This is a genomic window from Polaribacter sp. BM10 (assembly GCF_002005425.1).
Taxonomy (GTDB): Bacteria; Bacteroidota; Bacteroidia; order Flavobacteriales; family Flavobacteriaceae; genus Polaribacter; species Polaribacter marinaquae.
Genome location: NZ_CP019704.1, coordinates 3,002,065 through 3,026,683, shown reverse-complemented (window position 1 = coordinate 3,026,683; position 24,619 = coordinate 3,002,065). Strand labels below are relative to the sequence as shown.

At 30.4% G+C, this 24,619-nt stretch carries 18 protein-coding genes, 1 tRNA gene and 1 riboswitch; of the genes, 11 read left to right on the top strand and 8 right to left on the bottom strand.

Going from position 1 to position 24,619, the window contains the following annotated elements; genetic code table 11:
• The first annotated feature begins 113 nt into the window (after window positions 1-113).
• Complete coding sequence (locus BXQ17_RS13280) at window positions 114-2,135, top strand: M3 family metallopeptidase (protein ID WP_077811426.1); 2,022 nt, start codon at window positions 114-116, stop codon at window positions 2,133-2,135.
• 74 nt (window positions 2,136-2,209) lie between these two features.
• Entirely contained in the window at window positions 2,210-3,397 is a 1,188-nt protein-coding gene (locus BXQ17_RS13275; protein ID WP_187661409.1) for a carboxypeptidase-like regulatory domain-containing protein, read from the top strand.
• Window position 3,398: 1 nt separating this feature from the next.
• On the opposite strand, the gene BXQ17_RS13270 is transcribed toward BXQ17_RS13275, so the two are convergent.
• Together BXQ17_RS13270 and BXQ17_RS13265 are read right to left on the bottom strand one after the other, a co-directional pair.
• Window positions 3,399-4,637, bottom strand: a complete 1,239-nt coding sequence (locus BXQ17_RS13270) for a glycosyltransferase (RefSeq protein ID WP_077811104.1) — start codon at window positions 4,635-4,637, stop codon at window positions 3,399-3,401.
• Window positions 4,638-5,111: a heme-binding domain-containing protein gene (locus BXQ17_RS13265; protein ID WP_077811103.1), complete on the bottom strand. Its 474-nt coding sequence runs from the start codon at window positions 5,109-5,111 to the stop codon at window positions 4,638-4,640. It lies immediately after the preceding gene.
• 135 nt (window positions 5,112-5,246) lie between these two features.
• Here BXQ17_RS13265 and lpdA point away from each other — a divergent pair, with 135 nt between their 5' ends.
• From lpdA to BXQ17_RS13220, 9 genes are all read left to right on the top strand, one after another.
• Window positions 5,247-6,647 carry a dihydrolipoyl dehydrogenase gene (lpdA, locus tag BXQ17_RS13260; RefSeq protein ID WP_077811102.1) on the top strand — a complete coding sequence of 467 codons (1,401 nt, stop codon included), beginning with the start codon at window positions 5,247-5,249 and terminating at the stop codon, window positions 6,645-6,647.
• A gap of 88 nt (window positions 6,648-6,735) precedes the next feature.
• A complete protein-coding gene (locus tag BXQ17_RS13255; protein ID WP_077811101.1) occupies window positions 6,736-7,956 on the top strand; it encodes an acyloxyacyl hydrolase in 1,221 nt (406 codons plus the stop codon).
• A 62-nt stretch (window positions 7,957-8,018) separates the two neighbouring features.
• Window positions 8,019-9,323 carry an anthranilate synthase component I family protein gene (locus BXQ17_RS13250; protein ID WP_077811100.1) on the top strand — a complete coding sequence of 435 codons (1,305 nt, stop codon included), beginning with the start codon at window positions 8,019-8,021 and terminating at the stop codon, window positions 9,321-9,323.
• A 20-nt stretch (window positions 9,324-9,343) separates the two neighbouring features.
• Window positions 9,344-9,580 carry a hypothetical protein gene (locus BXQ17_RS13245; RefSeq protein WP_077811099.1) on the top strand — a complete coding sequence of 79 codons (237 nt, stop codon included), beginning with the start codon at window positions 9,344-9,346 and terminating at the stop codon, window positions 9,578-9,580.
• 22 nt (window positions 9,581-9,602) lie between these two features.
• The gene (gene tilS, locus BXQ17_RS13240; RefSeq protein WP_077811098.1) at window positions 9,603-10,922 is read left to right on the top strand and encodes a tRNA lysidine(34) synthetase TilS; all 1,320 of its coding nucleotides are present in this window, start codon (window positions 9,603-9,605) and stop codon (window positions 10,920-10,922) included.
• A 91-nt stretch (window positions 10,923-11,013) separates the two neighbouring features.
• Window positions 11,014-12,984 (top strand): protein-disulfide reductase DsbD, encoded by a 1,971-nt coding sequence (locus BXQ17_RS13235; RefSeq protein ID WP_077811097.1) that lies wholly within the window; start codon window positions 11,014-11,016, stop codon window positions 12,982-12,984.
• Between the two features lie 50 nt (window positions 12,985-13,034).
• Entirely contained in the window at window positions 13,035-13,430 is a 396-nt protein-coding gene (locus BXQ17_RS13230; RefSeq protein WP_077811096.1) for a hypothetical protein, read from the top strand.
• A gap of 126 nt (window positions 13,431-13,556) precedes the next feature.
• On the top strand, window positions 13,557-16,136 hold the full coding sequence (locus BXQ17_RS13225) for a phosphoenolpyruvate carboxylase (RefSeq protein WP_077811095.1): 2,580 nt from the start codon (window positions 13,557-13,559) through the stop codon (window positions 16,134-16,136).
• A gap of 48 nt (window positions 16,137-16,184) precedes the next feature.
• Window positions 16,185-17,720 (top strand): YifB family Mg chelatase-like AAA ATPase, encoded by a 1,536-nt coding sequence (locus BXQ17_RS13220; RefSeq protein ID WP_077811094.1) that lies wholly within the window; start codon window positions 16,185-16,187, stop codon window positions 17,718-17,720.
• A gap of 55 nt (window positions 17,721-17,775) precedes the next feature.
• On the opposite strand, the gene BXQ17_RS13215 is transcribed toward BXQ17_RS13220, so the two are convergent.
• The 6 genes from BXQ17_RS13215 to BXQ17_RS13190 form a co-directional block, all read right to left on the bottom strand.
• Window positions 17,776-17,849, bottom strand: a tRNA-Asp gene (locus BXQ17_RS13215).
• A 64-nt stretch (window positions 17,850-17,913) separates the two neighbouring features.
• Entirely contained in the window at window positions 17,914-18,837 is a 924-nt protein-coding gene (locus BXQ17_RS13210; RefSeq protein WP_077811093.1) for a DUF58 domain-containing protein, read from the bottom strand.
• Window positions 18,838-18,903: 66 nt separating this feature from the next.
• Complete coding sequence (trxA, locus tag BXQ17_RS13205) at window positions 18,904-19,221, bottom strand: thioredoxin (protein WP_036783166.1); 318 nt, start codon at window positions 19,219-19,221, stop codon at window positions 18,904-18,906.
• 222 nt (window positions 19,222-19,443) lie between these two features.
• Window positions 19,444-20,400, bottom strand: coding sequence for a methylenetetrahydrofolate reductase [NAD(P)H] (gene metF / locus BXQ17_RS13200; RefSeq protein ID WP_077811092.1), 957 nt, complete (start codon window positions 20,398-20,400; stop codon window positions 19,444-19,446).
• A 283-nt stretch (window positions 20,401-20,683) separates the two neighbouring features.
• The gene (gene metH, locus BXQ17_RS13195) at window positions 20,684-23,359 is read right to left on the bottom strand and encodes a methionine synthase (protein ID WP_077811091.1); all 2,676 of its coding nucleotides are present in this window, start codon (window positions 23,357-23,359) and stop codon (window positions 20,684-20,686) included.
• Between the two features lie 13 nt (window positions 23,360-23,372).
• Window positions 23,373-24,362 (bottom strand): homocysteine S-methyltransferase family protein, encoded by a 990-nt coding sequence (locus BXQ17_RS13190; protein ID WP_077811090.1) that lies wholly within the window; start codon window positions 24,360-24,362, stop codon window positions 23,373-23,375.
• Window positions 24,363-24,412: 50 nt separating this feature from the next.
• Window positions 24,413-24,524: riboswitch (SAM riboswitch) on the bottom strand.
• Between the last annotated feature and the right edge of the window lie 95 nt (window positions 24,525-24,619).

Genomic DNA, 24,619 nt, shown 5'->3' with positions numbered 1-24,619 from the left:
AGCAATAAAACTTCGATAAACGGTTGTTAAAATAAGTTTAACAGATGTTTATTTTAGATTATAGAATAAAAAATAAGTTTTTTTTATCTTTGAAAACTGATATACACACATTTATGAATCCACTTTTACAAGACTTTAATACAGCTCCTTTTTCAAAAATTTCAACTAAAGATTACAAACCTGCAATTCTAAAAGCAATAGAAATTGCAAAGCAAGAAATAAATGAAATTGTAAATAACTCAGAAACACCGAGTTTCGAAAACACAACTGTTGCATTAGATTTCTCTGGTGAAAAATTAAATAGAATTACAAGTATATTTTTCAACTTAAATTCTGCAGAAACTAATGATGAAATTCAGAAAATTGCACAAGAAATCTCTCCTTGGTTAAGCGAGTTTAGAAATGACATCACACTAAACGAAGAACTTTTTAATCGTGTAAAAGCTGTTTTTAATAATAGAGAAAATTTAAAATTATCACCAGAGCAAGAAATGTTGTTAGAAAAACAGTATAAGAGTTTTGCAAGAAATGGTGCTAATCTAAATGAAGAAAACAAGAAAGAACTTAGAGATATTGACGCTAAACTATCTAAGCTTTCGTTAAAATTTGGCGAAAATGTACTTGCAGAAACAAATGCTTTTGAAATGCATTTAACCAAACCAGAAGATGTAGCTGGTTTACCAGAAAGTGTTAAAGAAGCGGCTAAAGAAGTTGCCAAATCTAAAAACAAAGATGGTTACATTTTTACACTAGATTACCCAAGTTACGTTCCGTTTTTAACTTATGCTGATAATAGAGATTTAAGAAAAAAAATGGCAATTGCAGCGGGTAAAAAAGGTTTTCAAGAAAACGAATTCAATAACGAAAAAATTGTTTTAGAAATTGTTAACCTTCGTCATAAAAGAGCAAATTTACTAGGTTACAAAACGCATGCTCATTTTGTATTAGAAGAAAGAATGGCAGAAACGCCTGAGAAAGTAATCGAATTTTCTAATAATTTATTAGAAAAAGCAAAACCTGCTGCGCTTAAGGAATTTGAAAACTTAGAAAAATACGCAAAAAAACTTGACGGAATAGATAAATTACAAAAATGGGATGGTGCTTATTATTCTGAAAAACTAAAGAAAGAATTATTCGATTTAGATCAAGAATTATTAAAACCATACTTTAAATTAGATAACGTTATTAATGGTGTTTTCGAAATTGCAAATAGATTATTTGATTTAAATTTCGAAGAAATAAACTCTATCGATAAATATCATGAAGATGTTAAAACTTATAATGTAACAGATAACGAAAATAATTTTATTGCTGTTTTTTATGCTGATTTTCATCCTAGAAAAGGCAAAAGAAATGGAGCGTGGATGACTTCTTACAAGTCACAACAAATAAAAAACGGAATTAACGACAGACCACATGTTTCTATAGTGTGCAACTTTACAAAGCCCACAGAAACCAAACCTTCTTTACTTACGTTTAATGAGGTTACGACATTGTTTCACGAATTTGGTCATGCTTTACATGGCATGTTAGCAAATACGACATACAACAGTTTATCAGGCACTTCTGTTTCTTGGGATTTTGTAGAGTTACCAAGTCAGGTTTTAGAAAACTGGTGTTACGAAAAAGAAGCTTTAGAATTGTTTGCAAGACACTACGAAACCGATGAAGTTATACCTATGAAATATGTAGAGAAAATTAAAGAATCTGCAAGTTTTCATGAAGGTATGCAAACCTTACGTCAATTAAGTTTCGGGCTTTTAGACATGAAATGGCACTCAGAAAATCCATCAGAAATAAATTCTGTAAAAGAGTTTGAAAACGACGCTTTTTCTGACACAAAATTATATCCAGATGTAAAAGAAAACGCAATGAGTACTGCTTTTTCACATATTTTTCAAGGTGGATATTCTTCTGGATACTACTCTTATAAATGGGCAGAAGTTTTAGATGCAGATGCATTTGAATATTTTTTAGAAGAAGGAATTTTTAATAAAGAAGTTGCTACAAAGTTTAAAGATAACGTTCTTTCTAAAGGTGGTACAGAAAAACCAATGAAATTATACAAACGTTTTAGAGGAAAAGAACCAAAACCAGATGCACTTTTAAAAAGAGCTGGTTTGCTTAAGTCTTAATATTAATTAATTGTTTTGTTATAAAAAGATTTTTTATACGTTATTTAAGTATGAGAAGTTGTCTTTGCATTATTGTGCTATTTTTTTCGGTTCACGTTTCATCACAGATAATTATTAAAGGATCTGTACATGAAGAAAATGGGTCATTAGAAGGTGCTACAGTTTATTTAAACAATACAATGATTGGTACAACTACCAATTCTGATGGTGAATTTTCTATAAAAGTAAAAAAAGGTCAATATGATTTAATTATTTCCTATTTAGGCTACAAAAAAATAAATTATTCTTTAGACACTACTACTTATAGGAGTTCACTGATTTTTAATATGGTTGAAGAAAACAATACCTTAAATGAAATTGTCATTAGAAAAACAGTTTATAATGATGAGTGGAAATACAATTTGCAAACATTTAAAAGAGAATTTATTGGCAGAACAAAATTGGCAGATGTTTGCAAAATTTTAAATCCTGAGGTATTACACTTTGATTTTGATGCAAAAGAGAATCTGTTAACAGCATTTGCAAGAAAACCTTTACAAATTATTCATAAGGGTTTAGGTTACAAAATAATTTACGAGTTAGAAGAATTTAAAATCCATAAAAACAGAGTTACTTATTTAGGATATTCTAGATATCAAAATTTAAAAGGAAGCAATAGAAAAAAGCGTAAATGGCATCAAAAACGTTTAGAAACTTACAACGGTTCATTTACTCATTTTTATCAATCTTTATTAAAAGGTTCAACTTATAAAGATGGTTTTTTAATACATCAATTTAAAAGAGTTTTAAACCCTGAAAGACCATCGAAAGAAAAAATTAAAAAAGCACGAGAATTGGTAAAACTTTACAGAAATAACGTTAATTTCTCTAAAGTTATTAAGAAGCCAAAAACAGCATTAGATTCGGCATTGATAGTTTTAAAAAAGGTAAAACTGCCAAAATTTAAAGATTATTTGTACAAATCTAAAGCGCCAATTAAAGACATCTTAAAATTTAAAAATGGTGTTTCTTATCTAGATTTCGACAATAATTTAAGTATCGTTTACACGAAAGAACTAGAAGAAGAACGCTATATTTTAAGAAATGCGTTTAGCAAACCAAGAAAAGCATTGCCACAAACATCATCTATAATTCCTTTAAAACTTCCGTCAATTATAAATACAAATGGTAGTTTAATCCGTCCGTTAGATATGTTTTACGAAGGTTATTGGTCTTTCGAGAAGTTTGCAAACGCTTTACCGCTAGATTACGTAGTAGAATAAATTACTTATTCTTTTCTTCAATCCATTTACTCATATATTTTGTTGCTTGTAAAGTTTGATGTTGCAACAAGCTTCCAAAGAAATTAGAAGCCCTATGCTTCTCTAAATTTTGTTGAATTTCTTCAATTTTACTTGACAAAACTACTCCATTTTTCTTTTTACTGTAAATAGAATTAATAACATCAATTCCTTTTTGCTGAGAATTCTTCCAAGTTGACTCATCATTATAAAGTAGAATAGCTTTGTTTGCAAAATCAGTATAATCGTCTTCTATAAAACCATTCCACTCAAAATTATTTACCATTCCTTCTGCACCAATACTTGTTGTTACACTTGGCGTACCGCAAAGCATGGCTTCTGTTAATTTGCCTTTTATACCTGCACCAAAATTTAAAGGAGCCAAAACTACTTTGGCATTTTTAACTACATTATTTGCATCCTTTGCAAATCCTTTAATTAAAAAACCTTCTTTTTTATTATTTAATTCTTGTATTTGTTGGGTAACATAGGCACCATAAATATGTAACTCTGCCTTAGGAAGTTGTTTTCTAACTTTTGCCCAAATTTCTTTTTTTAAAGTTAAAACTGCATCAACATTTGGTTTATGAAAAAAATTTCCGATGAATATAAAATGTTCTCTTTCTGTAAAATGCTGCCACTTTTCTGTTTGTAAGGCATCTATTTCTTCAAACATAAAAGGTAAATACAGAATCACATTATAAGGTATTTTAAAGACATCTTTTAGCAATTCCATTTCATAAGTAGAAATAATTAAAGACAAATCACATCTTAAAATAGATGCAATTTCTCTCTTTGTAATGTCTTGTTTTAAAAGTTCTGAAATCGAAAAAGGAAGCTCCTTTTTAACACAAAACTCTCTGGTTTTACGCAAACAATGCAAGTCTTCAGTATCTAAAATGCGTATAGCGTTCGGACAATGTTTTGCAACACGCCAACCAAATTGTTCTTCGATCATAAATCGATCAAATAAAACTATATTGGGTTTAAGTTTCTTTACAAAAGCATCAAAAGAAATATTGTTAAGCTCGATAAAAACTTCTTCTATACCTAAAGATTTTAAATCTAATGCTTTTTCACTTTTTTGTGCCACAGATGCAAAAGTTATGTGATATTCTTTTTCTAAAAACTGATCAATTAACTGCAACATTCTTTTGCCTGCAGCAGAAGAATTAGGTTCTACCCAAACAGCACCAATAATTAAAACAGTGTTATTTTGCAATTATTTAGTATTCATTTGAAGTTTATAATCGGCTTGTACCTTTTTACCCCAAGCAACAACAGCATTAATTTGCTCTTGCGTAAGATTTGCATCGGCATGCGTCCAAGTATAAGAATCTAATGGCATTTCTCCTTTTTCTACTTCTTCGTAAAGTTCATCCATTTTATGTTCTTTCTTTTTTAAAGAATAAGAGCTCCATTTAGAAAAGTTTAAATGCTTTTTACCGTCTTTAATATGATCGTCTAACCAATAATTTACAGGTGTAATGTTACTGTACCAAGGATAAACTGTTTTATCTGAATGGCAATCGTAACATGTTGTTTCTAATATTTTTTTTACATCTTCTGGCGGATTTGTTTCTGACACAAAAGCAGCTACAGAAGTCATTTCACCATCATTTTTTTCTGGACCAAAAAACTGAGCAATTACAAGTACAACTAATAGAAAAACTAATATTTTTTTTAGGGTTTTCATCTGTAAATTTTAAGAATATTTTATACTGTAAAACTACTAAATTCTTACTTTATTTTATGAAAATATCCGTATTTTTGTCAATTATTATTAAAAAACAAAGCATTAGGTTGCAAAAAACACAAAATAAACTTACTTATGAAATATGATATTATTGTAATTGGTTCTGGTCCTGGAGGATATATAGCTGCAGTTAGAGCTTCTCAATTAGGCAAAAAAGTAGCAATTATAGAAAAATATTCAACTTTGGGTGGTACCTGTTTAAATGTTGGTTGTATACCTTCTAAAGCTTTATTAGATTCTTCTCATCATTATTACGATGCAGTTCATCATTTTGAAGAACACGGTATTTCTGTTGAAAAACCAACTTTCGATTTTGGTAAAATGGTCGATAGAAAAGCTAAAGTTGTAGAAACAACTACAGGCGGAATCAAATACCTTATGGATAAAAATGACATCGATGTTTTTGAAGGATTGGGTTCTTTTGTAGACAAAACTCATGTTAACATTGCTAAAAACGACGGTACATCAGAAGTGATAGAAGGTACCGATATTATTATTGCTACAGGTTCTAAACCATCTACGTTACCATTTATAACGTTAGATAAAGAACGTGTAATTACATCTACAGAAGCTTTAAAATTAAACGAAGTACCTAAACATTTATTAGTAATTGGTGGTGGTGTTATTGGTTTAGAGTTAGGTTCTGTTTACAAACGTTTAGGCGCAGATGTAACGGTTATAGAATATGCTCCAAAAATTACACCAACTATGGATGCTGATGTTTCTAAAGAATTACAAAAAGTTCTTAAAAAACAAGGTATTAAATTTGCTGTAAGTCATGGTGTAACCTCTGTAGAAAGAAACGGAGAAGAAGTTACTGTAAAAGCAAATAACAAAAAAGGAGAAGAAGTTACTTTTACCGGAGATTATTGTTTAGTTGCTGTTGGTAGAAAAGCATATACAGAAGGTCTAGGTTTAGAAAAAGTTGGTGTAGAAGTTAACGAACGCGGACAAGTTGCTGTAAATGATCATTTACAAACAAATGTATCTAATATTTATGCAATTGGAGATGTAGTTAAAGGTGCAATGTTGGCACATAAAGCAGAAGAAGAAGGTGTAGTTGTTGCAGAATTTTTAGCTGGCGAAAAACCACATATCGATTATAATTTAATTCCGGGTATTGTTTATACTTGGCCAGAAGTTGCTGCTGTTGGTAAAACAGAGCAAGAATTAAAAGATGCTAAAGTAGATTACAAATCTGGTAAATTTTCTATGAGAGCCTTGGGTAGATCAAGAGCTAGTGGAGATATTGATGGTTTTGTTAAAGTTTTAGCAGATAAAAATACTGACGAAATTTTAGGTGTACACATGGTTGGCGCACGTGTTGCAGATTTAATTATGGAAGCTGCAGTAGCTATGGAATATAGAGCATCTGCAGAAGATTTAGCGAGAATTTGTCATGGTCATCCAACATATTCTGAAGCTGTTAAAGAGGCTGCAAAAGCTGCTTGGGACGGTAAACCGTTAAATGCCTAAAACTGTATTTTAATTACAGACATTCTTAAAAAAAGCACCTAATATTTAGGTGCTTTTTTTATGTTTAAAAGTTTCCTATTTTTATAAAATGAAAAAGAAACTTTTTATGCTATTATTTCTCTTAGCAAGTTTAACCATTATCGCTCAAGAAAATAAAGATTTCAAAACACAACCAAACTCCTTTTTATCAAAAGCATATTATAGTATTAATTTTGGGGGAATTTTTTACCCTTTTTCAAATAATAATTTAAAAGAGGGTTATCAAACAGATGCGTTTACTAAAAACATTTTTTCTGGACGATTGCTACTAGGTTATAAAATCTTACCCGATTTAGCGGTTCAATTTGGCACATTAAGACCTGCTTCTTGGTTTCAATACACAAACGTAAACAATGTGGGTTATCATAACAGCGTTTGGATAAATGCTTGGTCTTTGTCTTTAAAGAAAAATATAAACTTAAATGATAAATTGTCTTTTTTTGCTGAGAGCGGAATTGCCAACGTAACCAGAGTAGGATTTTCTATAAATGATGAAGTTGTATATTCTGATGCGCATTATGCAAGCTTTCTTTATGGCTTTGGATTTAACTATAAATTGAACAAAAAATGGAGGTTGAATTTAAACGGAACATTCTTGCCAAAATCAACAAAAGAAAATCAACCTTCTATATCTCAAGTAACTTTAGGTTTCGAATACCATATCAACAAATTATCCGAAGAAAAAGCTAATAAATTTGGCAAAAATGGTCATTTTTTTCCTAAAAATATGCTACAAGTTAGTTACGGAACAAGTAAAATTGGCTTTGGTGTCAATCGGTTTTTTGGTATGAGTTTAAAGGTTGGTAACTTCGAAAGTTTCGGCATACCAGTATTTTGGGTTGGCGAAGTTAAGGCGGCCAATTCTTTTTCAATTACCTACCAACAATTACTTTTTAGAACAGAAAAAATATTCTCTTTAGATTGGGGCGCAAGTATAACTGCGTTTAATACAGAAGCCACCAACGAGAAAGTGCTTGCTTTTTCAATTTTTCCGTCGATGCGTTTTTATCTTTTAAGAAGAAATAAGTTTGATATGTATGCAAATTACTCGCTTATCGGGCCAACATTTTTAACCAAAGGAAATTTAGACAACCTTAATACCGGCCCAAAAATTACATATCAAGACACAATGGGACTTGGTTTTTTCTTCGGAAAAAAACGACAATACAATGCAGAATTTAGAATTATGCACTACTCTAACGGAAACATTTTTACAAATAACTCTGGTGTTGCAGTGCCAATTCAGTTTACATTTGGTAAAACTTTTTAGCCAATAAATCTGCATAAAAATTTCTATTTCTAAACAATAAGAATTGTATTTTTGCATTAATTATGCAAAGAACTGTTCGTACTTTTTCTATTGAAAACATCGCTACTTTTAAACAAAATTTACTGTGTTGGTCTCAACAATTTGAAACAGCACTTTGGTTAGATTCTAATAACTACAACCAAACATATACTAGTTTTAATAGCGCTTTGGCTGTTGAAGAATTTACATCTATAAAAACAGATTACACCAACGCATTTGACAAATTAAAAGAATATCAAACTACAACAAAAGATTATATTTTTGGATATATTTCTTATGATGTAAAAAATGATGTTGAGCATTTAAAGTCTAAAAATTTAGACAATTTAGGTTTTGCCGATTTGTATTTTTTTCAACCTCAAAAATTAGTTTTTATAAAAGAAAATTCCGTTGAATTTCATTATTTAAAAATGGTTGATGATGAAATTGAAAACGACTTTAAAACGATTAAAAATTTTAATCCTTCAGTTTTTGAAAATTCTAAAAGCGACATCAAAATAAAATTACGAATTCATAAAGATGAGTATCATCAAAAAGTATCAAAAGTTTTAGAACATATTAAAAGAGGTGATATTTATGAAGCGAATTTTTGTCAGGAATTTTATGCTGAAAACGCTACTATAAATCCGTTGCAAGTTTACAAGCATTTAAACGATATTTCTGAACCACCATTTGCTGCTTATTTAAAATTAGAAAATCAATATGCTTTGTGTTCATCACCAGAAAGATATATTAAAAAGGAAGGCAGTAAAATAATTTCGCAACCTATAAAAGGAACCGCAAAACGATTAATTAGCCAAATTGATGATGAGAAAATTGCACGAAATTTAATGAGAGATGAAAAAGAACGTGCAGAAAATGTAATGATTGTAGATTTGGTAAGAAACGACCTTTCTAAAACTGCGACCAAAGGCTCTGTAAAGGTTGAAGAATTATGTAAAGTGTATTCTTTTAAACAAGTGCATCAAATGATCTCTACGGTAGTTTCTAATATAGATACGGCGTTAATGCATCCGGTAGAAATTTTACGAAGCACTTTTCCTATGGGAAGCATGACAGGCGCACCAAAAGTTTCTGCAATGCAAATTATAGAAGACTTAGAAGAAACCAAAAGAGGTTTATATTCGGGCGCAATTGGTTATTTTACACCAGAAAACGATTTCGATTTTAATGTTGTTATTAGAAGTATTCTATACAACGAAGAAAAAAAATACGTTTCATATTCTGTTGGTGGTGCAATTACAGCAAAATCTATTGTAGAAAACGAATATGAAGAATGCTTGCTTAAAGCAAAAGCAATGAAATACGTTTTACTAAACGCCCAGTAAAACCAAAAAATATACTTATTATGATATTTAATAAAGAAGAACTTTTTCAGAAAACTTTAGAGAGTTTATCAGAAACACCAACAGAACAAAATATGTTTAATAAGTTTTTAGAACTGCATCCTGCAGAATGGAAACAACTAAAAGTTACGTTTTCTAAATTTAACAGAAGCAAACAGTTTGGTAAAACAATTCCGTTACCAAAACCAGAGGTTTCTTTAAGAAAAGACATTAGAGTTTGGTTAAGAAAACAGCAATAAATTACGTATTTTTAAAATTGTTATGCTTCAAAAATTATCTAATCATATAAATAGTAAACTTCCTTTTTTAAAGGATAAAAAGCTATTGATTGCCATTTCTGGCGGCATAGATTCTGTTGTATTAACCCATTTATTAGCAACATTAAATTTTAACATTTCTTTAGCGCATTGCAATTTTAAATTAAGAAATTTAGAAAGTGATTTAGATGAAGAATTTGTAAAAAACCTAGCCAAAAAATTACAAATTGACTACCACAGCATTTCTTTTGAAACAGAAAAAATAGCACAACAAAATAAAGAATCTACACAAATTACCGCGAGAAATCTTAGATATAATTGGTTTAAAGAATTAAGTAACAAACACAATTTCGATTATGTGTTAACTGCCCATCATGCAGATGATAATTTAGAAACTTTTCTAATTAATTTAACGCGAGGCTCTGGTTTAGATGGATTTACAGGAATTCCAGAAATAAATAATTCTATCGTTCGTCCGTTTTTACAGTTTTCTAGAGATGAAATCCTAAACTTTGCTACCTTTAATAATATTTCTTGGCGAGAAGATAAAAGCAACGCTTCTACAAAATATGTTCGTAATAAAATAAGGCATCAAGTTTTACCGGTTTTAAAGGAAATAAACCCGAATATATTAGCAACATTTTCTAAAACTGTAGCAAATTTACAAGAGAGTAAAGAAATTATTAAAGATAGAATTGAAATTATTTCTAAAGATGTTATCGAATATTTAGATGATAAGAAGTCATTTAAAATCAATATTGGTAAAATTCAGCAATTAAAAAACCCAAAAGCTTATTTATATCAACTTTTAGAAAATTATAATTTTACTGAATTTAACGATGTTTACAACTTGCTAAAAGCGCAATCTGGTAAACAAGTTTTTTCTAAAACACACGCTTTATTAAAAGATAGAGAATTTTTAATTTTGTCTGAAAGAGATTTTTCAACCTCAGAACAAAAGACTTTTAAGATTAATGAAAAGGATGCTGAAATTTTAGAACCTGTTCATTTAGCTTTAGAGCATTTGGCAGAAAAATCAACAAAAAATAAAAATACAATTTACGTTTCTAAAGAACATTTACAATTTCCTTTAGTTGTAAGAAAATGGCAAAATGGCGACTATTTTTATCCGGCAGGAATGCAAGGAAAAAAGAAACTGAGTAAGTATTTTAAAGACGAAAAAATGTCTTTATTAGAAAAAAACAACACTTGGCTTTTGTGTAATAGTTCCGATGAAATTATTTGGATAATTGGTAAAAGACAAGACAACAGATTTTTAACATTTTCTAACAATGCTTCTCTTATAAAAATTAGCCTTTTATAAAAGGTTTATGTATTTTTAAAAATTAAATATTAATATCTATTATTGATACAAAACCTTTTAATCATCTCTAAAATAAGAGATTTACCGAAAAATGAAAAAACTATTTTTACTGCTTACATTATGTTTTACTGTTTTTGCAAATGCACAAACAGAAGATAATCCTTTAGTTTGGCAAACATCAATACAGAAAATCTCTGATACAGAATACGATGCTGTTTTTACTGCAAAAATCTTAAAAGATTGGCATTTATATTCGCAATACAATCCAGAAGATGCATCACAAGCTTTAGAAATTGTAATTCCAGAAGGTAAAAAAGGATATAAATTAGTTGGCAAAGCGAAAGAAAGTGAAACAACTAAAGAATATTCTGAAGTTTGGGAAAAAGAAGAAATTTTCTTCAAAAATAAAGCTACCATTACGCAACGTGTTTTAATTGAAGATACAAGTATTGATAATATAACTTTAGAAATTTACGGGCAAGTTTGTAAACAAGCTTGTATACAAATAGAAGATTCTTTCTCGTTTTCTTTAAATGGTAAAACTCTAGAAAAAGAGGAAATTATTTTAGATGAAAAAAGCAGAAAATTAACCAAAAAGTTAAAATTAAATTTAAAAAACACAGAACTACTTAAAACAGATACTACATTAGACAATAGCGATGGTAGTTCTTTAATGAACATATTTCTTTTAGGTTTTATTGGTGGTTTATTAGCACTTTTAACACCTTGTGTTTTCCCTATGATTCCTTTAACAGTATCATTTTTTACAAAACAATCTCAAAGTAAAAGTAAAGGTATTTTTAACGCAATTTTATACGGATTGTTTATCGTGATAATTTACATGCTTTTAAGTGTCCCTTTTCACTTAATTGATGGCTTAGACCCAAGTATTTTAAATACAATTTCAACCAATATCTGGTTAAACATCTTCTTTTTTATCATTTTGGTGTTTTTCTCTTTATCATTTTTTGGTTTTTATGAAATAACGTTACCAAGCTCTTGGGGAAATAAAATGGATGATGCATCCAACATTGGTGGTTTTATTGGCATTTTCTTTATGGCTTTAACTTTAGCTATTGTTTCATTTTCTTGTACTGGTCCAATTTTAGGTTCTTTGTTAGCGGGTTCTTTAGGTACAGTTGGCAATCCTGCTTTTCAGCTTTCTGCTGGTATGACTGGTTTCGGACTCGCTTTGGCTTTACCTTTTGCTTTATTTGCATTGTTTCCTAACTTGTTAAACGCCTTGCCTAAATCTGGCGGTTGGTTAAATACAACCAAAGTTATTCTTGGTTTTTTAGAATTGGCTTTTGCTTTTAAATTTTTATCAAATTCTGATTTAGTTGGCCATTGGGAAATTTTAAAACGTGAAATTTTTATAGGAATTTGGATTGCTATTTTTATTGGTTTAGCACTTTATCTATTTGGTAAAATTAAATTCCCACACGATTCTCCTCTTAAAAAATTGTCTTTTTTTAGAATTTCTTTTGGAGTCTTAGTTTTTGCTTTTGTGATCTATTTAGTTCCGGGAACATTTAAAAATCCTACTTGGAATTTAAGCGCTTTAAGTGGTTTTCCTCCGCCTCAATTTTACAGTATTTATCAGCAAGAATCAGATTGTCCTTTAGGTTTAGATTGTTATAAAGATTTTGATGAAGGTTTAAAGGCTGCGCAAGAAACAAACAAACCTATTTTATTAGATTTTACAGGTTGGGCATGTGTAAATTGCCGTAAAATGGAAGAAAACGTATGGAGCGATCCATCAATTTATAGTATTTTAAAAGAAGATTATATTCTAATTTCGTTGTATGTAGATGATAATGAAAAGAAGTTGCCAGAAGCAGATCAATTCAGTTTTAAAAAAGCTAACGGTAAAATAAAAAAGATTAAAACTTACGGTGATAAATGGTCTACATTTCAGGTTTTAAATTTTAAAAACGCGTCGCAACCTTATTATATTTTGATGAATGCCGATTTAGAAATTTTAAACTCACCACAGCAATATACAGACATAGAAACGTATAAAAATTGGTTAGAAAAAGGAATTTATAATTTTAAAAATTAGAATTTGGTGTACATATTGATGCTATTATTTTGACAACTAACATTTTAATTATGAAATCAAAACTTTTCTTTTTAACAATATTTATGCTAATCAGCAATCTTATCTTTTCTCAAGATAAAGATATCAAAGTAACAAAAGCACCAACAAGTATTTATACAATTAATAGTTTTAGCAACAACCCAAATAGTTATTATAAACTTAATTCTAAATTAAACTTAAATTCTTTTGATTTTGTAACACTTAATGTAGAAGATATCGAAAACAACATAATGGCTATCAATTTTCTAAATATTGATAAAAAGCCATCAGAATTAATTTATGATGATTACAACAATTATCAAAACAACTACTATTTAAAGGGTTTTAGATACAAGAACGACCCAACAAGATGGAATCTTCAATGTATAGAGAATAGAATTCAGCCTTATTTCTTGAATAAACAATAAATTCTATATTCATCAAAAAAACATAAAATTTATATCGTTTTCGTAATTTTTTTGTTAATTATTAGTAAAAACCTAAGTTCTGAAACCTTGCTTTTTTGTAGATTTACTCTATAAAATTAATAGAATATGTCAGGATTACCTAAGCTAGCTCGTTTTAACGAAAACGTATTGTCTAAATATCAAATTTACAACAGTATTTTTATGACTTTGCCATTCGACACCATAAATAATACCGGTGTTCTATTGCCATTGTTTAATGAGTTATGTAAAAAAGGTTTTCAAGAAGGTAAAAATCCTACAGAAATTGTAGATGCTTTTTTTAGCAAATACCAAGAAAATCCTTCAGAAAAAGAAAAAACAGATTTATTATTTCGTTTTATACAATATATAGAAAGACAAGTTGTATTGTTTGATGCTATAGAAGACGCCGCTTTTCCTGTTGTTAATAATATGGATGGAGTGGGTACGCTAAGAAACTCTAAAGAAACTGCCATTTTAGGTGAAAAGAAAGAAGCTTTAAAAGCTTATTTAGAAGAATTTAAAGTTCGAGTTGTTTTAACTGCGCATCCAACACAATTTTACCCAGGTTCTGTTTTAGGTATTATTACAGATTTAGACAAAGCAATTCAAAATGATGACTTGCTTTTAATTAAAAAACTTTTAGCACAATTAGGTAAAACGCCTTTTTATAAAAAATCGAAACCAACACCTTTTGATGAAGCTGTAAGTTTAATTTGGTATTTAGAAAATGTCTTTTACCATTCTGTAAGTAAAATATACAACTACATTCAAAACAATATCTATGACGGAAATCCGATGGATAACGAAATTATAGATCTTGGTTTTTGGCCTGGTGGTGATAGAGATGGTAACCCATTTGTAACAACCCAAATAACTTTAGACGTTGCAGAAAGGTTAAGACAATCTGTTTTAAGAAGTTATTATAGAGATGTTAGAAAACTTAAAAGACGTTTTACCTTTGATGGCGTTCAAGAGATTTTAACTAAGATCGAGAAAAGACTTTACAAACACGTTGTAAGAAGTTATAGCAAAGTAAACTTTTCTCAAGGCATATTATTACAAGAACTTGCAGAGGCAAGAAAAATTGTAGAAACAAAACATCAATCTTTATTTATAGAAGAATTAGATGATTTTATTAATAAAGTTAGAATTTTTGGTTTCCATTTTGCAACTTTAGATATTAGACAAGACAGTAGAGTGCATCATAAAGCTTTTACTCAAATTGTTAAAGATTTACAAGAAACTGGCGATACTACTTTTCCTAAAAACTACGAACATTTACCAGAAGATGAACAAATAGAAATTTTATCTGTTGTTAAAGGAAGCATCGATCCAAAATCTTTAAGCGATGAAACTTCTGTAAGTACAATAGAATCTATTTATGCTTTAAAAGAAATTCAAAAAAGAAACGGAGAAAGAGGTGCAAACCGTTACATTATAAGTAACAATCAAACCGCACTAAATGTTATGGAAACATTTGCAATGCTTAACCTTTGTGGCTTTGAAAACGAATTACCTGTAGATGTTATACCGCTTTTTGAAACAGTAGAAGATTTACAAAATGCAGAAGAAGTAATGCGTAAATTGTATAGTAATAGAACGTATAGATATCATTTAGAAAAGAGAAAAAACAAACAAACTATAATGTTAGGTTTTTCTGATGGAACTAAAGATGGTGGATATTTAATGGCAAATTGGGGAATTTTTAAAGCAAAAGAAGCATTAACAAAAGTTTCTAGAGAATTTGATATTGAAGTAATATTCTTTGACGGACGTGGAGGACCTCCTGCTCGTGGTGGAGGAAAAACACACCAATTTTACGCATCTTTAGGACCAACAATAGAAGATAAAGAAATTCAACTCACAATACAAGGTCAAACGATTAGTTCTAATTTTGGTACAGAAAATTCTGCACAATACAACTTAGAGCAATTATTAAGTTCTGGTATTAAAAATGATATTTTTACAAAAGATCAGTTAAACGAAAAAAATAGAGAATTAATTGAAGACATGGCAGCTACCAGCTACCAAACTTATGTCGACTTTAAAAATCATGCGCAGTTTTTACCGTATTTAGAAAAAATGAGTACGTTAAAATACTATGCTAAAACTAACATTGGTAGTAGACCTAGTAAACGTGGTGGCTCAGATAAATTAGACTTCTCTGCTCTTAGAGCAATTCCTTTTGTTGGAAGCTGGAGCCAGTTAAAACAAAACGTACCAGGATTTTTTGGAGTAGGAACTGCTTTAAAGAAATATGAAGATGCAGATAGATTTGATGAAGTAATTGCATTTTACAATGAATCTGACTTCTTTAAAACCTTGCTAGAAAACAGTATGATGAGTTTAACAAAATCATTTTTCGAATTAACAGCATACATGGCTAACGATAAAGAATTTGGTGATTTCTGGAAACTTATTTACGAAGAATACAAAACAACTAAAAGGCTACTTTTAAAACTTACTGGTCACAAAGATTTAATGGAAAACTTTCCAGTAGGAAAAGCCTCTATAGAAATTAGAGAACAGATTGTTTTACCACTTCTTACAATTCAGCAATTTGCTTTAAAACAAATTCAAGAACTTCAAAATTCTGATGGAAACTCAGAAAAATTAAAAATATATGAGAAAATGGTGATGCGTTCTTTATTCGGAAATATTAACGCAAGTCGAAACTCTGCATAAATAAAAAACTAAAGCATACTTTTTTTCTTTATATTTAAAGAAAAAAGTATGCTTGTAAAAGTTTATGGCTCAGCCGTTTTCGGTATTGAGGCAACTACAATTACCGTAGAAGTAAATATAGACAAAGGTATTGGCTACCATTTAGTAGGTTTGCCAGACAACGCTGTTAGAGAAAGTTCTTACCGAATTTCAGCCGCGTTAAATAACAACAACTACAAACTTCCTGGTAAAAAAATCATTATAAACATGGCTCCTGCGGATATTCGTAAAGAAGGAGCTGCTTATGATTTAACATTAGCTGTAGGTATTCTTGCCGCCTCTAATCAAATAAAATCACCAAACATAAACGAATACATAATTATGGGAGAACTTTCTCTAGACGGAAGTTTACAACCCATAAGAGGAGCATTACCTATTGCTATAAAAGCAAGAGAAGAAGGTTATAAGTACTTAATTCTTCCGAAAGAAAACGCAAAAGAAGCAGCAATAGTAGATAATTTAGAAGTTTTAGGGGTAGAGAACATACTTGAAGTTATCAATCATTTTAATGATGATAAAAAAATTGAACCTACAGTTGTAGATACGCGCGCAGAGTTTTACAAAAATATCGATTTTCCAGAGTTTGATTTTTCGGATGTAAAAGGACAAGAATCCATAAAACGATGTATGGAAATTGCAGCCGCTGGTGGCCATAACATTATTCTAATTGGACCACCAGGATCTGGAAAAACAATGCTTGCAAAACGATTACCTTCTATCTTACCACCAATGACATTGCATGAAGCACTAGAAACCACTAAAATACATTCTGTAGTGGGTAAAACTAAAAATGAAGGTCTTTTATACCAAAGACCATTTAGAAGCCCACATCATACAATTTCAAATGTTGCATTAGTAGGTGGTGGCCAATATCCAAGACCAGGAGAAATTTCTCTTTCTCATAATGGTGTTCTTTTTTTAGATGAATTACCAGAATTTAAAAGAGATGTTTTAGAGGTTATGCGTCAACCACTAGAAGATAGAGATGTTACCATTTCTAGAGCTAAATTTACAGTAACTTATCCTTGTAGTTTTATGTTAGTAGCTAGCATGAATCCTAGTCCGAGTGGTTTTTTTAACGACCCTAACTCACCCATGACTTCTACTCCACAAGAAATGCAACGATATTTAAGTAAAATTTCTGGTCCATTATTAGATAGAATAGACATTCATATAGAAGTTACACCTGTTCCTTTTGATAAATTATCAGAAGAAAGAAAAGGCGAATCTTCTGTAGAGATTAGAAAGCGAGTAACCGCATCTAGAGAATTACAATCTAAAAGATTTAAAGATTTTGAGAACATTCATTACAACGCTCAAATGAACGTGAAACAAATAAGACAATTTTGTAAACTTTCTCAAGAAAGTAAAACCCTTTTAAAAACTGCTATGGAAAAATTAAATTTATCTGCCAGAGCTTACGATAGAATCTTGAAAGTTTCTAGAACAATTGCAGATTTAGCCAATACTGAAGAAATAGCACCAGATCATATTGCCGAAGCAATACAATATCGAAGTTTAGACAGAGAAGGTTGGTTAGGGTAAAATTTACAAAATATTATAAAATGAAAAAAGCATCTCAAAATTGAGATGCTTTTTGCGGTCTGGACGGGACTCGAACCCGCGACCCCCTGCGTGACAGGCAGGTATTCTAACCAGCTGAACTACCAGACCGTTGCTCTTAGCGGTTGCAAATATAACACAGTTTTTAATATCTGCAAGCATTTTTTTAAAAAAATTAAATATTTTTTTTTCTACTGATTAAATAAGCAGTTAAAACATCATTAAAACCTTTATTAATATCTACAAGAACATAATCTATCTTATACTGTAAACATTTGTTTTTTAGATTTTTAAAATACTCATTTACTAATTCCTGGTATTTTTCCTGAACATTTTCTGCAAAAACATTAATTTCTTGACCAGTTTCTATATCAATAAATTTTTTTGGAGAATTATCGAAATTAAAATCAAATTCAGTTTTTTGATCATAAGTATGAAACAAAACAACCTCATGTTTATTATATTTTAGATGTTTTAGTGCTTCAAATAAAGAATCATTCTGTTTATTTGGCTGAAACATATCTGTAAAAACAAAAATTAAAGATCTTCTATGAATCTTTTCTGCAATTTCATGAAGAAATTTATAAGTTTCAGTAGCATTTTTAGAAGTAGTTGTTAGTAATTGCTCTAATTGATGTAAAAGCATTTTTCGATGTCGATCACTTCCTTTCTCTGGCGCATAATATTCATAAACATCAGAATATATACTTAAACCAACCGCATCTCTTTGCCTCTTAAGAATCTCCATTAAAGCAGCAGCGGCAATTGCAGAAAAGCCAACTTTGTTTAAAGTATTTATAGTCTGTTTTTTTACGACAGGATAATGCATAGAAGCAGAATTATCAATAATAATATGACATCTTAAATTTGTTTCTTCTTCATATTTTTTGGTGTATAATTTTTCGGTTTTAGCAAATAACTTCCAATCTATATGTCTTGTACTTTCTCCTTTATTATATAATTTATGCTCAGAGAATTCTACAGAAAACCCATGAAAAGGACTTTTATGAATACCTGTTATAAACCCCTCTACAACTTGTCTTGCAAGAATGTCTAAGTTTTTTATTTCTGATGATTTAACTTCGGATGAATTTACCATACTACCAAAATAAAAAAAGGTTTGACGTTAGCCAAACCTTTATCTTATTTAATATGTTAATACTACTTATATAGCAGCATCAATTTTACCTGTGTAAACGTTTTTAGGGGCAACACCTACTTGCTTATCTACAACTTCTCCGTTTTTAAATATTAAAACTGTTGGTATATTTCTAACACCATATTTAGCTGCAAATTCTTGGTTTGCATCTACATCTACTTTACCTACAACAGCTTTACCGTCATATTCAGTATGAATTTCATCTACAATTGGCCCAACCATTCTACAAGGTCCACACCAAGCAGCCCAAAAATCTACTAATACTGGTTTATCAGATTTTAATACTACCTCTTCAAAATTTGCGTCTGTTATTTCTAATGCCATTTTTTTATATTTTAAAAGTTCTTATTTCTAATTTTGTACTGCAAAAGTAAACAAAAAATTTACTTTCTATATTTCAAAAAAATTACTTTTTACTATTAGTCTATCAATAGTCTTTATGCTTACAAATATAGATTATGTTATAAATCAAGCCATTTCAAATAAAAAATTAATAATTCTTCATCTAAAACTAGCACCTTTTAAAGATATAAAAATTTTAAAACTTTAAAAAAGTTCAGTAGCAATAGCTTGTACATTATCACTTTTTCCCATAGAATAATAATGTAAAACAGGTACACCTGCAGCTAACAATTCTTTAGATTGCTGTATTGCCCACTCAATACCAACTTGTCTAACAGCTTTGTTATTACTACAATCTTCTACAGCAGTAATTAAAGGCTCTGGTAAATCAATTTTAAAAACTTGTGGCAATAACTGTAAGTGACGTTTAACTGCAATGGGTTTAATTCCTGGTATAATAGGCACATTTATACCTGCATTTTTGGCTGCTGCAACAAATTCAAAATATTTCTGATTATCAAAAAACATTTGAGTTACAACATAATCTGCCCCAGCATCAACCTTTTCTTTTAATCGTTTTAAATCGGTTTGTAAAGATGGTGATTCTAAATGTTTCTCTGGATATCCTGCAACACCAATACAAAAGTCAGATTTATTAGACGCCTCTACAACCTCGTGTAAATATTTTCCGCAGTTTAAATCCTGAATTTGAGAAACCAAATCTTTCGCATAATGATTTCCGTCTTTATTTGGTTCAAAATACTTTTGATGGCTCATCGCGTCTCCTCTTAACGCCATAACATTATCAATACCAAGATAATGGCAATCTACCAAAACATACTCTGTTTCCTCTTTACTAAAGCCACCACAAAGCACATGTGGCACAGTATCTACATCATATTTATGTTTAATTGCAGCACAAATACCAACTGTACCTGGTCGCATTCTTGTAATTTTTCTATCTAACAAACCGTTACCTTTATCTATATAAACGTATTCTTCTCTAGAAGTTGTTACGTCTATAAACGGGGGTTTAAACTCCATTAAAGGATCTATATTGTTGTATAATTCTTGAATATTATTTCCTTTTTTTGGCGGAATAATTTCAAATGAAAATAATGTTTTTCCGTTGGCTTTTTTAATATGATCTGTAATCTTCATCGTTCCTGAATTTATTCAGTAATCTAGATGAAATAAGCTATTGTTAATGCAGTTACAGTTAATGTTAAAAGCCTTAGAAAGAAAACTATTTCTATTCTATGTTTTTTCATTTTTTTAATATTTACTGCAAAACTCTTATTTCTTCTTTTATTAGTTGTTAGTTTAAATAAAATTAATTGTTAATTAATTATTTCTTTTGGGCGTTTCCTTTCAGGTCGCGCTTTTCGTTATATCTTTTTCTCGTTCCTCAAAAAAGGATGTCACTACAATCGCTAACGCAGGCTTACTCTTCTGCTAAATTTGGATGCAACCATTTTCTAGCTTTTCGTATCGAAATTCCTTTACGTTTTGCATAATCTGTAACTTGATCGTCTGTTATTTTACCCAAACCAAAATATTTAGCTTCTTTATTTGCAAAATAATAACCAGAAACAGCAGCTGCAGGCCACATTGCCAAACTTTCTGTAAGTTTAACACCTATTTGTTCTTCTACATTAAGTAAGTTCCAAATTGTTTCTTTTTCTAAATGATCTGGGCAAGCAGGATAACCTGGCGCCGGACGAATACCTTTGTAATTTTCTTTAATTAAATCATCATTAGACAATTTTTCATCAAGAGCATATCCCCAATGTTTTGTTCTAATTTGTTTGTGCAAATATTCTGCAAAAGCCTCAGCAAAACGATCTGCAATTGCTTGCGCCATAATTGCATTATAATCATCTTCTTTAGCTTTATAACTTTCTGCCAATTCTTGTGCCCCAAAAATTCCGACACAAAAAGCACCCATAAAATCTTTTTTACCAGATTCTTTTGGTGCAATAAAATCTGCTAAAGCATGGTTTGGTATACCTTCTCTTTTCTTTAACTGCTGTCTTAAAGTTCTAAAAACAAATTCTTCTCCCCCTTTTTTATGTAAAGAAATATCATCTTCGTTAATAGTATTTGCTTCGAACAAACCAAAAATTGCTTTCGGTTTTAAAGATTGATTTGCTATAATTTCATTGATCATAACATTTGCTTCTTTGTACATTATTGTTGCTTGCTCGCCTACAACCTCATCTGTTAAAATATCAGGAAATTTACCATGTAAATCCCAACTTCTAAAAAACGGACTCCAATCTATAAAAGGCACTAATTCTTTTAAACTTAGCTGTTCTAAAGTCTGAATTCCTAATTCTTTTGGCTTTACAATTTCAGTAGTTTGCCAATCAATTTTGTATTTACATTTACGAGCTTCTTTTATAGAAATATATGATTTCTCTTTACCTCGTTTTAAAAACTTGGTTCTAAACTCATCATAATCTTTCTTTAGTTTTGCTACATAATCGTTATTGGTTTTTTTATTCAGCAAATCTCCAACAACAGTTACTGCTCTAGAAGCATCATTTACATGAACCACAGCGTTTTTATATTGTGTATCTATCTTAACTGCTGTATGCGCTTTAGAAGTTGTTGCACCACCAATCAATAACGGTAATTTAAAATTTTGACGTTCCATTTCTTTAGCTAAATACACCATTTCGTCTAACGACGGAGTAATCAATCCGCTTAAACCAATTGCATCTACATTTTCTCTTTTTGCAGCTTCAATAATTTTTTCTGGCGGAACCATAACTCCTAAATCTACAATCTCGTAATTGTTACAGCCTAAAACAACAGAAACAATATTTTTACCAATATCATGAACATCTCCTTTTACTGTTGCCATTAATATTTTACCTAATGCTTTTTGTTCTTCGCCTTTTTCTGCTTCTATAAAAGGATTTAGATAACCGACCGCTTTTTTCATAACCCGAGCAGATTTTACAACTTGTGGTAAAAACATTTTTCCTGCACCAAATAAATCTCCAACTACATTCATACCAATCATCAAATTTCCTTCAATAACTTCAATTGGTTTTTCTGCTTGTTGTCTAGCTTCTTCTACATCTTCAATAATAAATGCGTCAATTCCTTTAACTAAAGCATGCGTAATTCTATCTTGTAAAGGGTTTTCTCTCCAAGATAAATCGACAGTTTTTTCTTTTTTGGTTCCTTTTACAGTTTCTGCAAAATCTAATAAACGTTCGGTAGCATCTTCTCTTCTATCTAAAATTACGTCTTCTATATGTTCTAATAAATCTTTCGGAATATCATCATACACTTCTAACATTGCTGGGTTAACAATGCCCATATTCATACCTGCTTGTATCGCATAATACAAGAAAACAGAGTGCATTGCTTCTCTAACAGTATTATTTCCTCTAAAAGAAAACGACACATTACTTACTCCTCCACTTACAGAAACGTTTTCTAAATTCTGACGCACCCAACGCGTTGCTTCTATAAAATCAATAGCATTTTTTCGATGTTCACCCATACCTGTTGCCACAGGAAAAATATTTAAATCGAAAATTATATCTTCGGATGCAAAACCAACTTTGTTTACTAAAATATCATAAGAGCGTTTGGCTATTTCTATACGTCTTTCGTAATTGTCTGCTTGTCCAACTTCATCAAAAGCCATTACAATTACTGCGGCTCCGTACCTCTTTATCTGAGTTGCTTCCCAAATAAACTTTTCTTCTCCTTCTTTTAAAGAAATAGAATTTACAACGCATTTTCCTTGTACAACTTGTAAACCGGCTTCAATAATTTCCCATTTAGAACTATCAATCATCATAGGAACTCTACAAATATCTGGTTCTGCAGCTATTAAATTCAAAAAACGAACCATGGCTTCTTTTCCATCTATCAAACCATCATCCATATTAATATCTACAATCTGCGCACCACCGTCTACTTGATGTCTTGCAATATCTAAAGCTTCATCAAATTTCTCTTCTTTAATAAGTCTTAAAAACTTGCGTGATCCCGCAACGTTGGTTCGTTCTCCTACATTTATAAAATTGCTGTTTTCATTTAGAATTAAAGGTTCTAAACCAGACAATTTCATATATTTTGTTTGTTTTATCTTCATTAGGCTACCTTTATTAAAGTTTACGTGGCTTATATTTTGAAGCTAAATTTGATATTACTTTTATGTGTTCTGGAGATGTCCCACAACAACCACCAATAATATTTATCAAATCTTTTTTTAAATACTCTTCTATTTGTTCTCCCATTTCTTCAGGAGTTTCATCATACTCTCCAAAAGCATTTGGTAAACCTGCATTTGGATGTGCAGATATTGCAAAGTCTGTTTTATTTGCTATTGCCTCTAAATGTGGTTGCAATAAATTGGCACCTAAGGCACAATTAAATCCTACAGATAACAACGGAATGTGAGACACAGAAATTAAAAAAGCTTCTGCAGTTTGCCCAGATAAAGTTCTACCTGATGCATCTGTTATTGTACCACTTAACATGGTCGGAATTTCTATATTTCGAGCAGCTTTTACTTCTTCTATAGCAAATAAGGCTGCTTTTGCATTTAACGTATCAAAAACGGTTTCTACTAATAAAATATCTGCACCACCATCTAATAAGGCTTCTACTTGTTGTTTATAAGCAATTCTTAATTGATCGAAAGTTACTGCTCTAAAACCAGGGTCATTAACATCTGGAGACATACTTGCAGTTCTGTTTGTTGGCCCTATAGAACCTGCAACAAAACGAGGTTTATGTGGTTCTTTTGCTGTAAATTGATTTGCAACTTCTTTCGCAATTTTTGCAGATTGATAATTTAGCTCGTACACTAAATTTTCCATTTGATAATCTGCCATTGCAATTGTAGTACCAGAAAAAGTATTGGTTTCTATAATATCTGCACCAGCTTCAAAATATTTTGCGTGAATGGTTTTTATAGCTTCTGGCTGAGTTATAGACAATAGATCGTTATTACCCTGAAGCGGACTAGGATAGTCTTTAAAACGTTCTCCTCTAAAATCTTCTTCTGTAAATTTATAAGCTTGTAGCATTGTGCCCATTGCACCATCTAAAACTAAAATTCGTTCTTGTAAAGCTTTGTATATCTCTGACATTTTTTGATGTTTTTATCAATATATGTCATCAGGAAAGGTAAAATTCTTTGCTGTTATCTGTCAAGTTTAGAAAAAACTTGTAGAATGTAGCACCTTTCTCATAAAAATGAGAGGTTGCCAAGGCTTCATCGGGTCTAATCCCTCTACCTTTCGTGATAACGTAATTAATAAGTTTATGAACTGAGCTACAAATAAACGCATTATTTATTTATTTGTAGAATTATTATATTAAAAATTTAAATAACTTTTGCTTTTAT

Bases quoted from the DNA above. Each gene is read 5' to 3' on its own strand.
- BXQ17_RS13220 (WP_077811094.1), top strand. From the start codon at position 16,185: ATGCTTGTAAAAGTTTATGGCTCAGCCGTTTTCGGTATTGAGGCAACT.
- metF (WP_077811092.1), bottom strand. From the start codon at position 20,400: ATGAAGATTACAGATCATATTAAAAAAGCCAACGGAAAAACATTATTT.
- BXQ17_RS13230 (WP_077811096.1), top strand. From the start codon at position 13,035: ATGAAATCAAAACTTTTCTTTTTAACAATATTTATGCTAATCAGCAAT.
- BXQ17_RS13265 (WP_077811103.1), bottom strand. From the start codon at position 5,111: ATGAAAACCCTAAAAAAAATATTAGTTTTTCTATTAGTTGTACTTGTA.
- tilS (WP_077811098.1), top strand. From the start codon at position 9,603: ATGCTTCAAAAATTATCTAATCATATAAATAGTAAACTTCCTTTTTTA.
- BXQ17_RS13210 (WP_077811093.1), bottom strand. From the start codon at position 18,837: ATGGTAAATTCATCCGAAGTTAAATCATCAGAAATAAAAAACTTAGAC.
- lpdA (WP_077811102.1), top strand. From the start codon at position 5,247: ATGAAATATGATATTATTGTAATTGGTTCTGGTCCTGGAGGATATATA.
- metH (WP_077811091.1), bottom strand. From the start codon at position 23,359: ATGAAGATAAAACAAACAAAATATATGAAATTGTCTGGTTTAGAACCT.
- BXQ17_RS13245 (WP_077811099.1), top strand. From the start codon at position 9,344: ATGATATTTAATAAAGAAGAACTTTTTCAGAAAACTTTAGAGAGTTTA.
- trxA (WP_036783166.1), bottom strand. From the start codon at position 19,221: ATGGCATTAGAAATAACAGACGCAAATTTTGAAGAGGTAGTATTAAAA.
- BXQ17_RS13235 (WP_077811097.1), top strand. From the start codon at position 11,014: ATGAAAAAACTATTTTTACTGCTTACATTATGTTTTACTGTTTTTGCA.
- BXQ17_RS13280 (WP_077811426.1), top strand. From the start codon at position 114: ATGAATCCACTTTTACAAGACTTTAATACAGCTCCTTTTTCAAAAATT.
- BXQ17_RS13250 (WP_077811100.1), top strand. From the start codon at position 8,019: ATGCAAAGAACTGTTCGTACTTTTTCTATTGAAAACATCGCTACTTTT.
- BXQ17_RS13190 (WP_077811090.1), bottom strand. From the start codon at position 24,362: ATGTCAGAGATATACAAAGCTTTACAAGAACGAATTTTAGTTTTAGAT.
- BXQ17_RS13255 (WP_077811101.1), top strand. From the start codon at position 6,736: ATGAAAAAGAAACTTTTTATGCTATTATTTCTCTTAGCAAGTTTAACC.
- BXQ17_RS13225 (WP_077811095.1), top strand. From the start codon at position 13,557: ATGTCAGGATTACCTAAGCTAGCTCGTTTTAACGAAAACGTATTGTCT.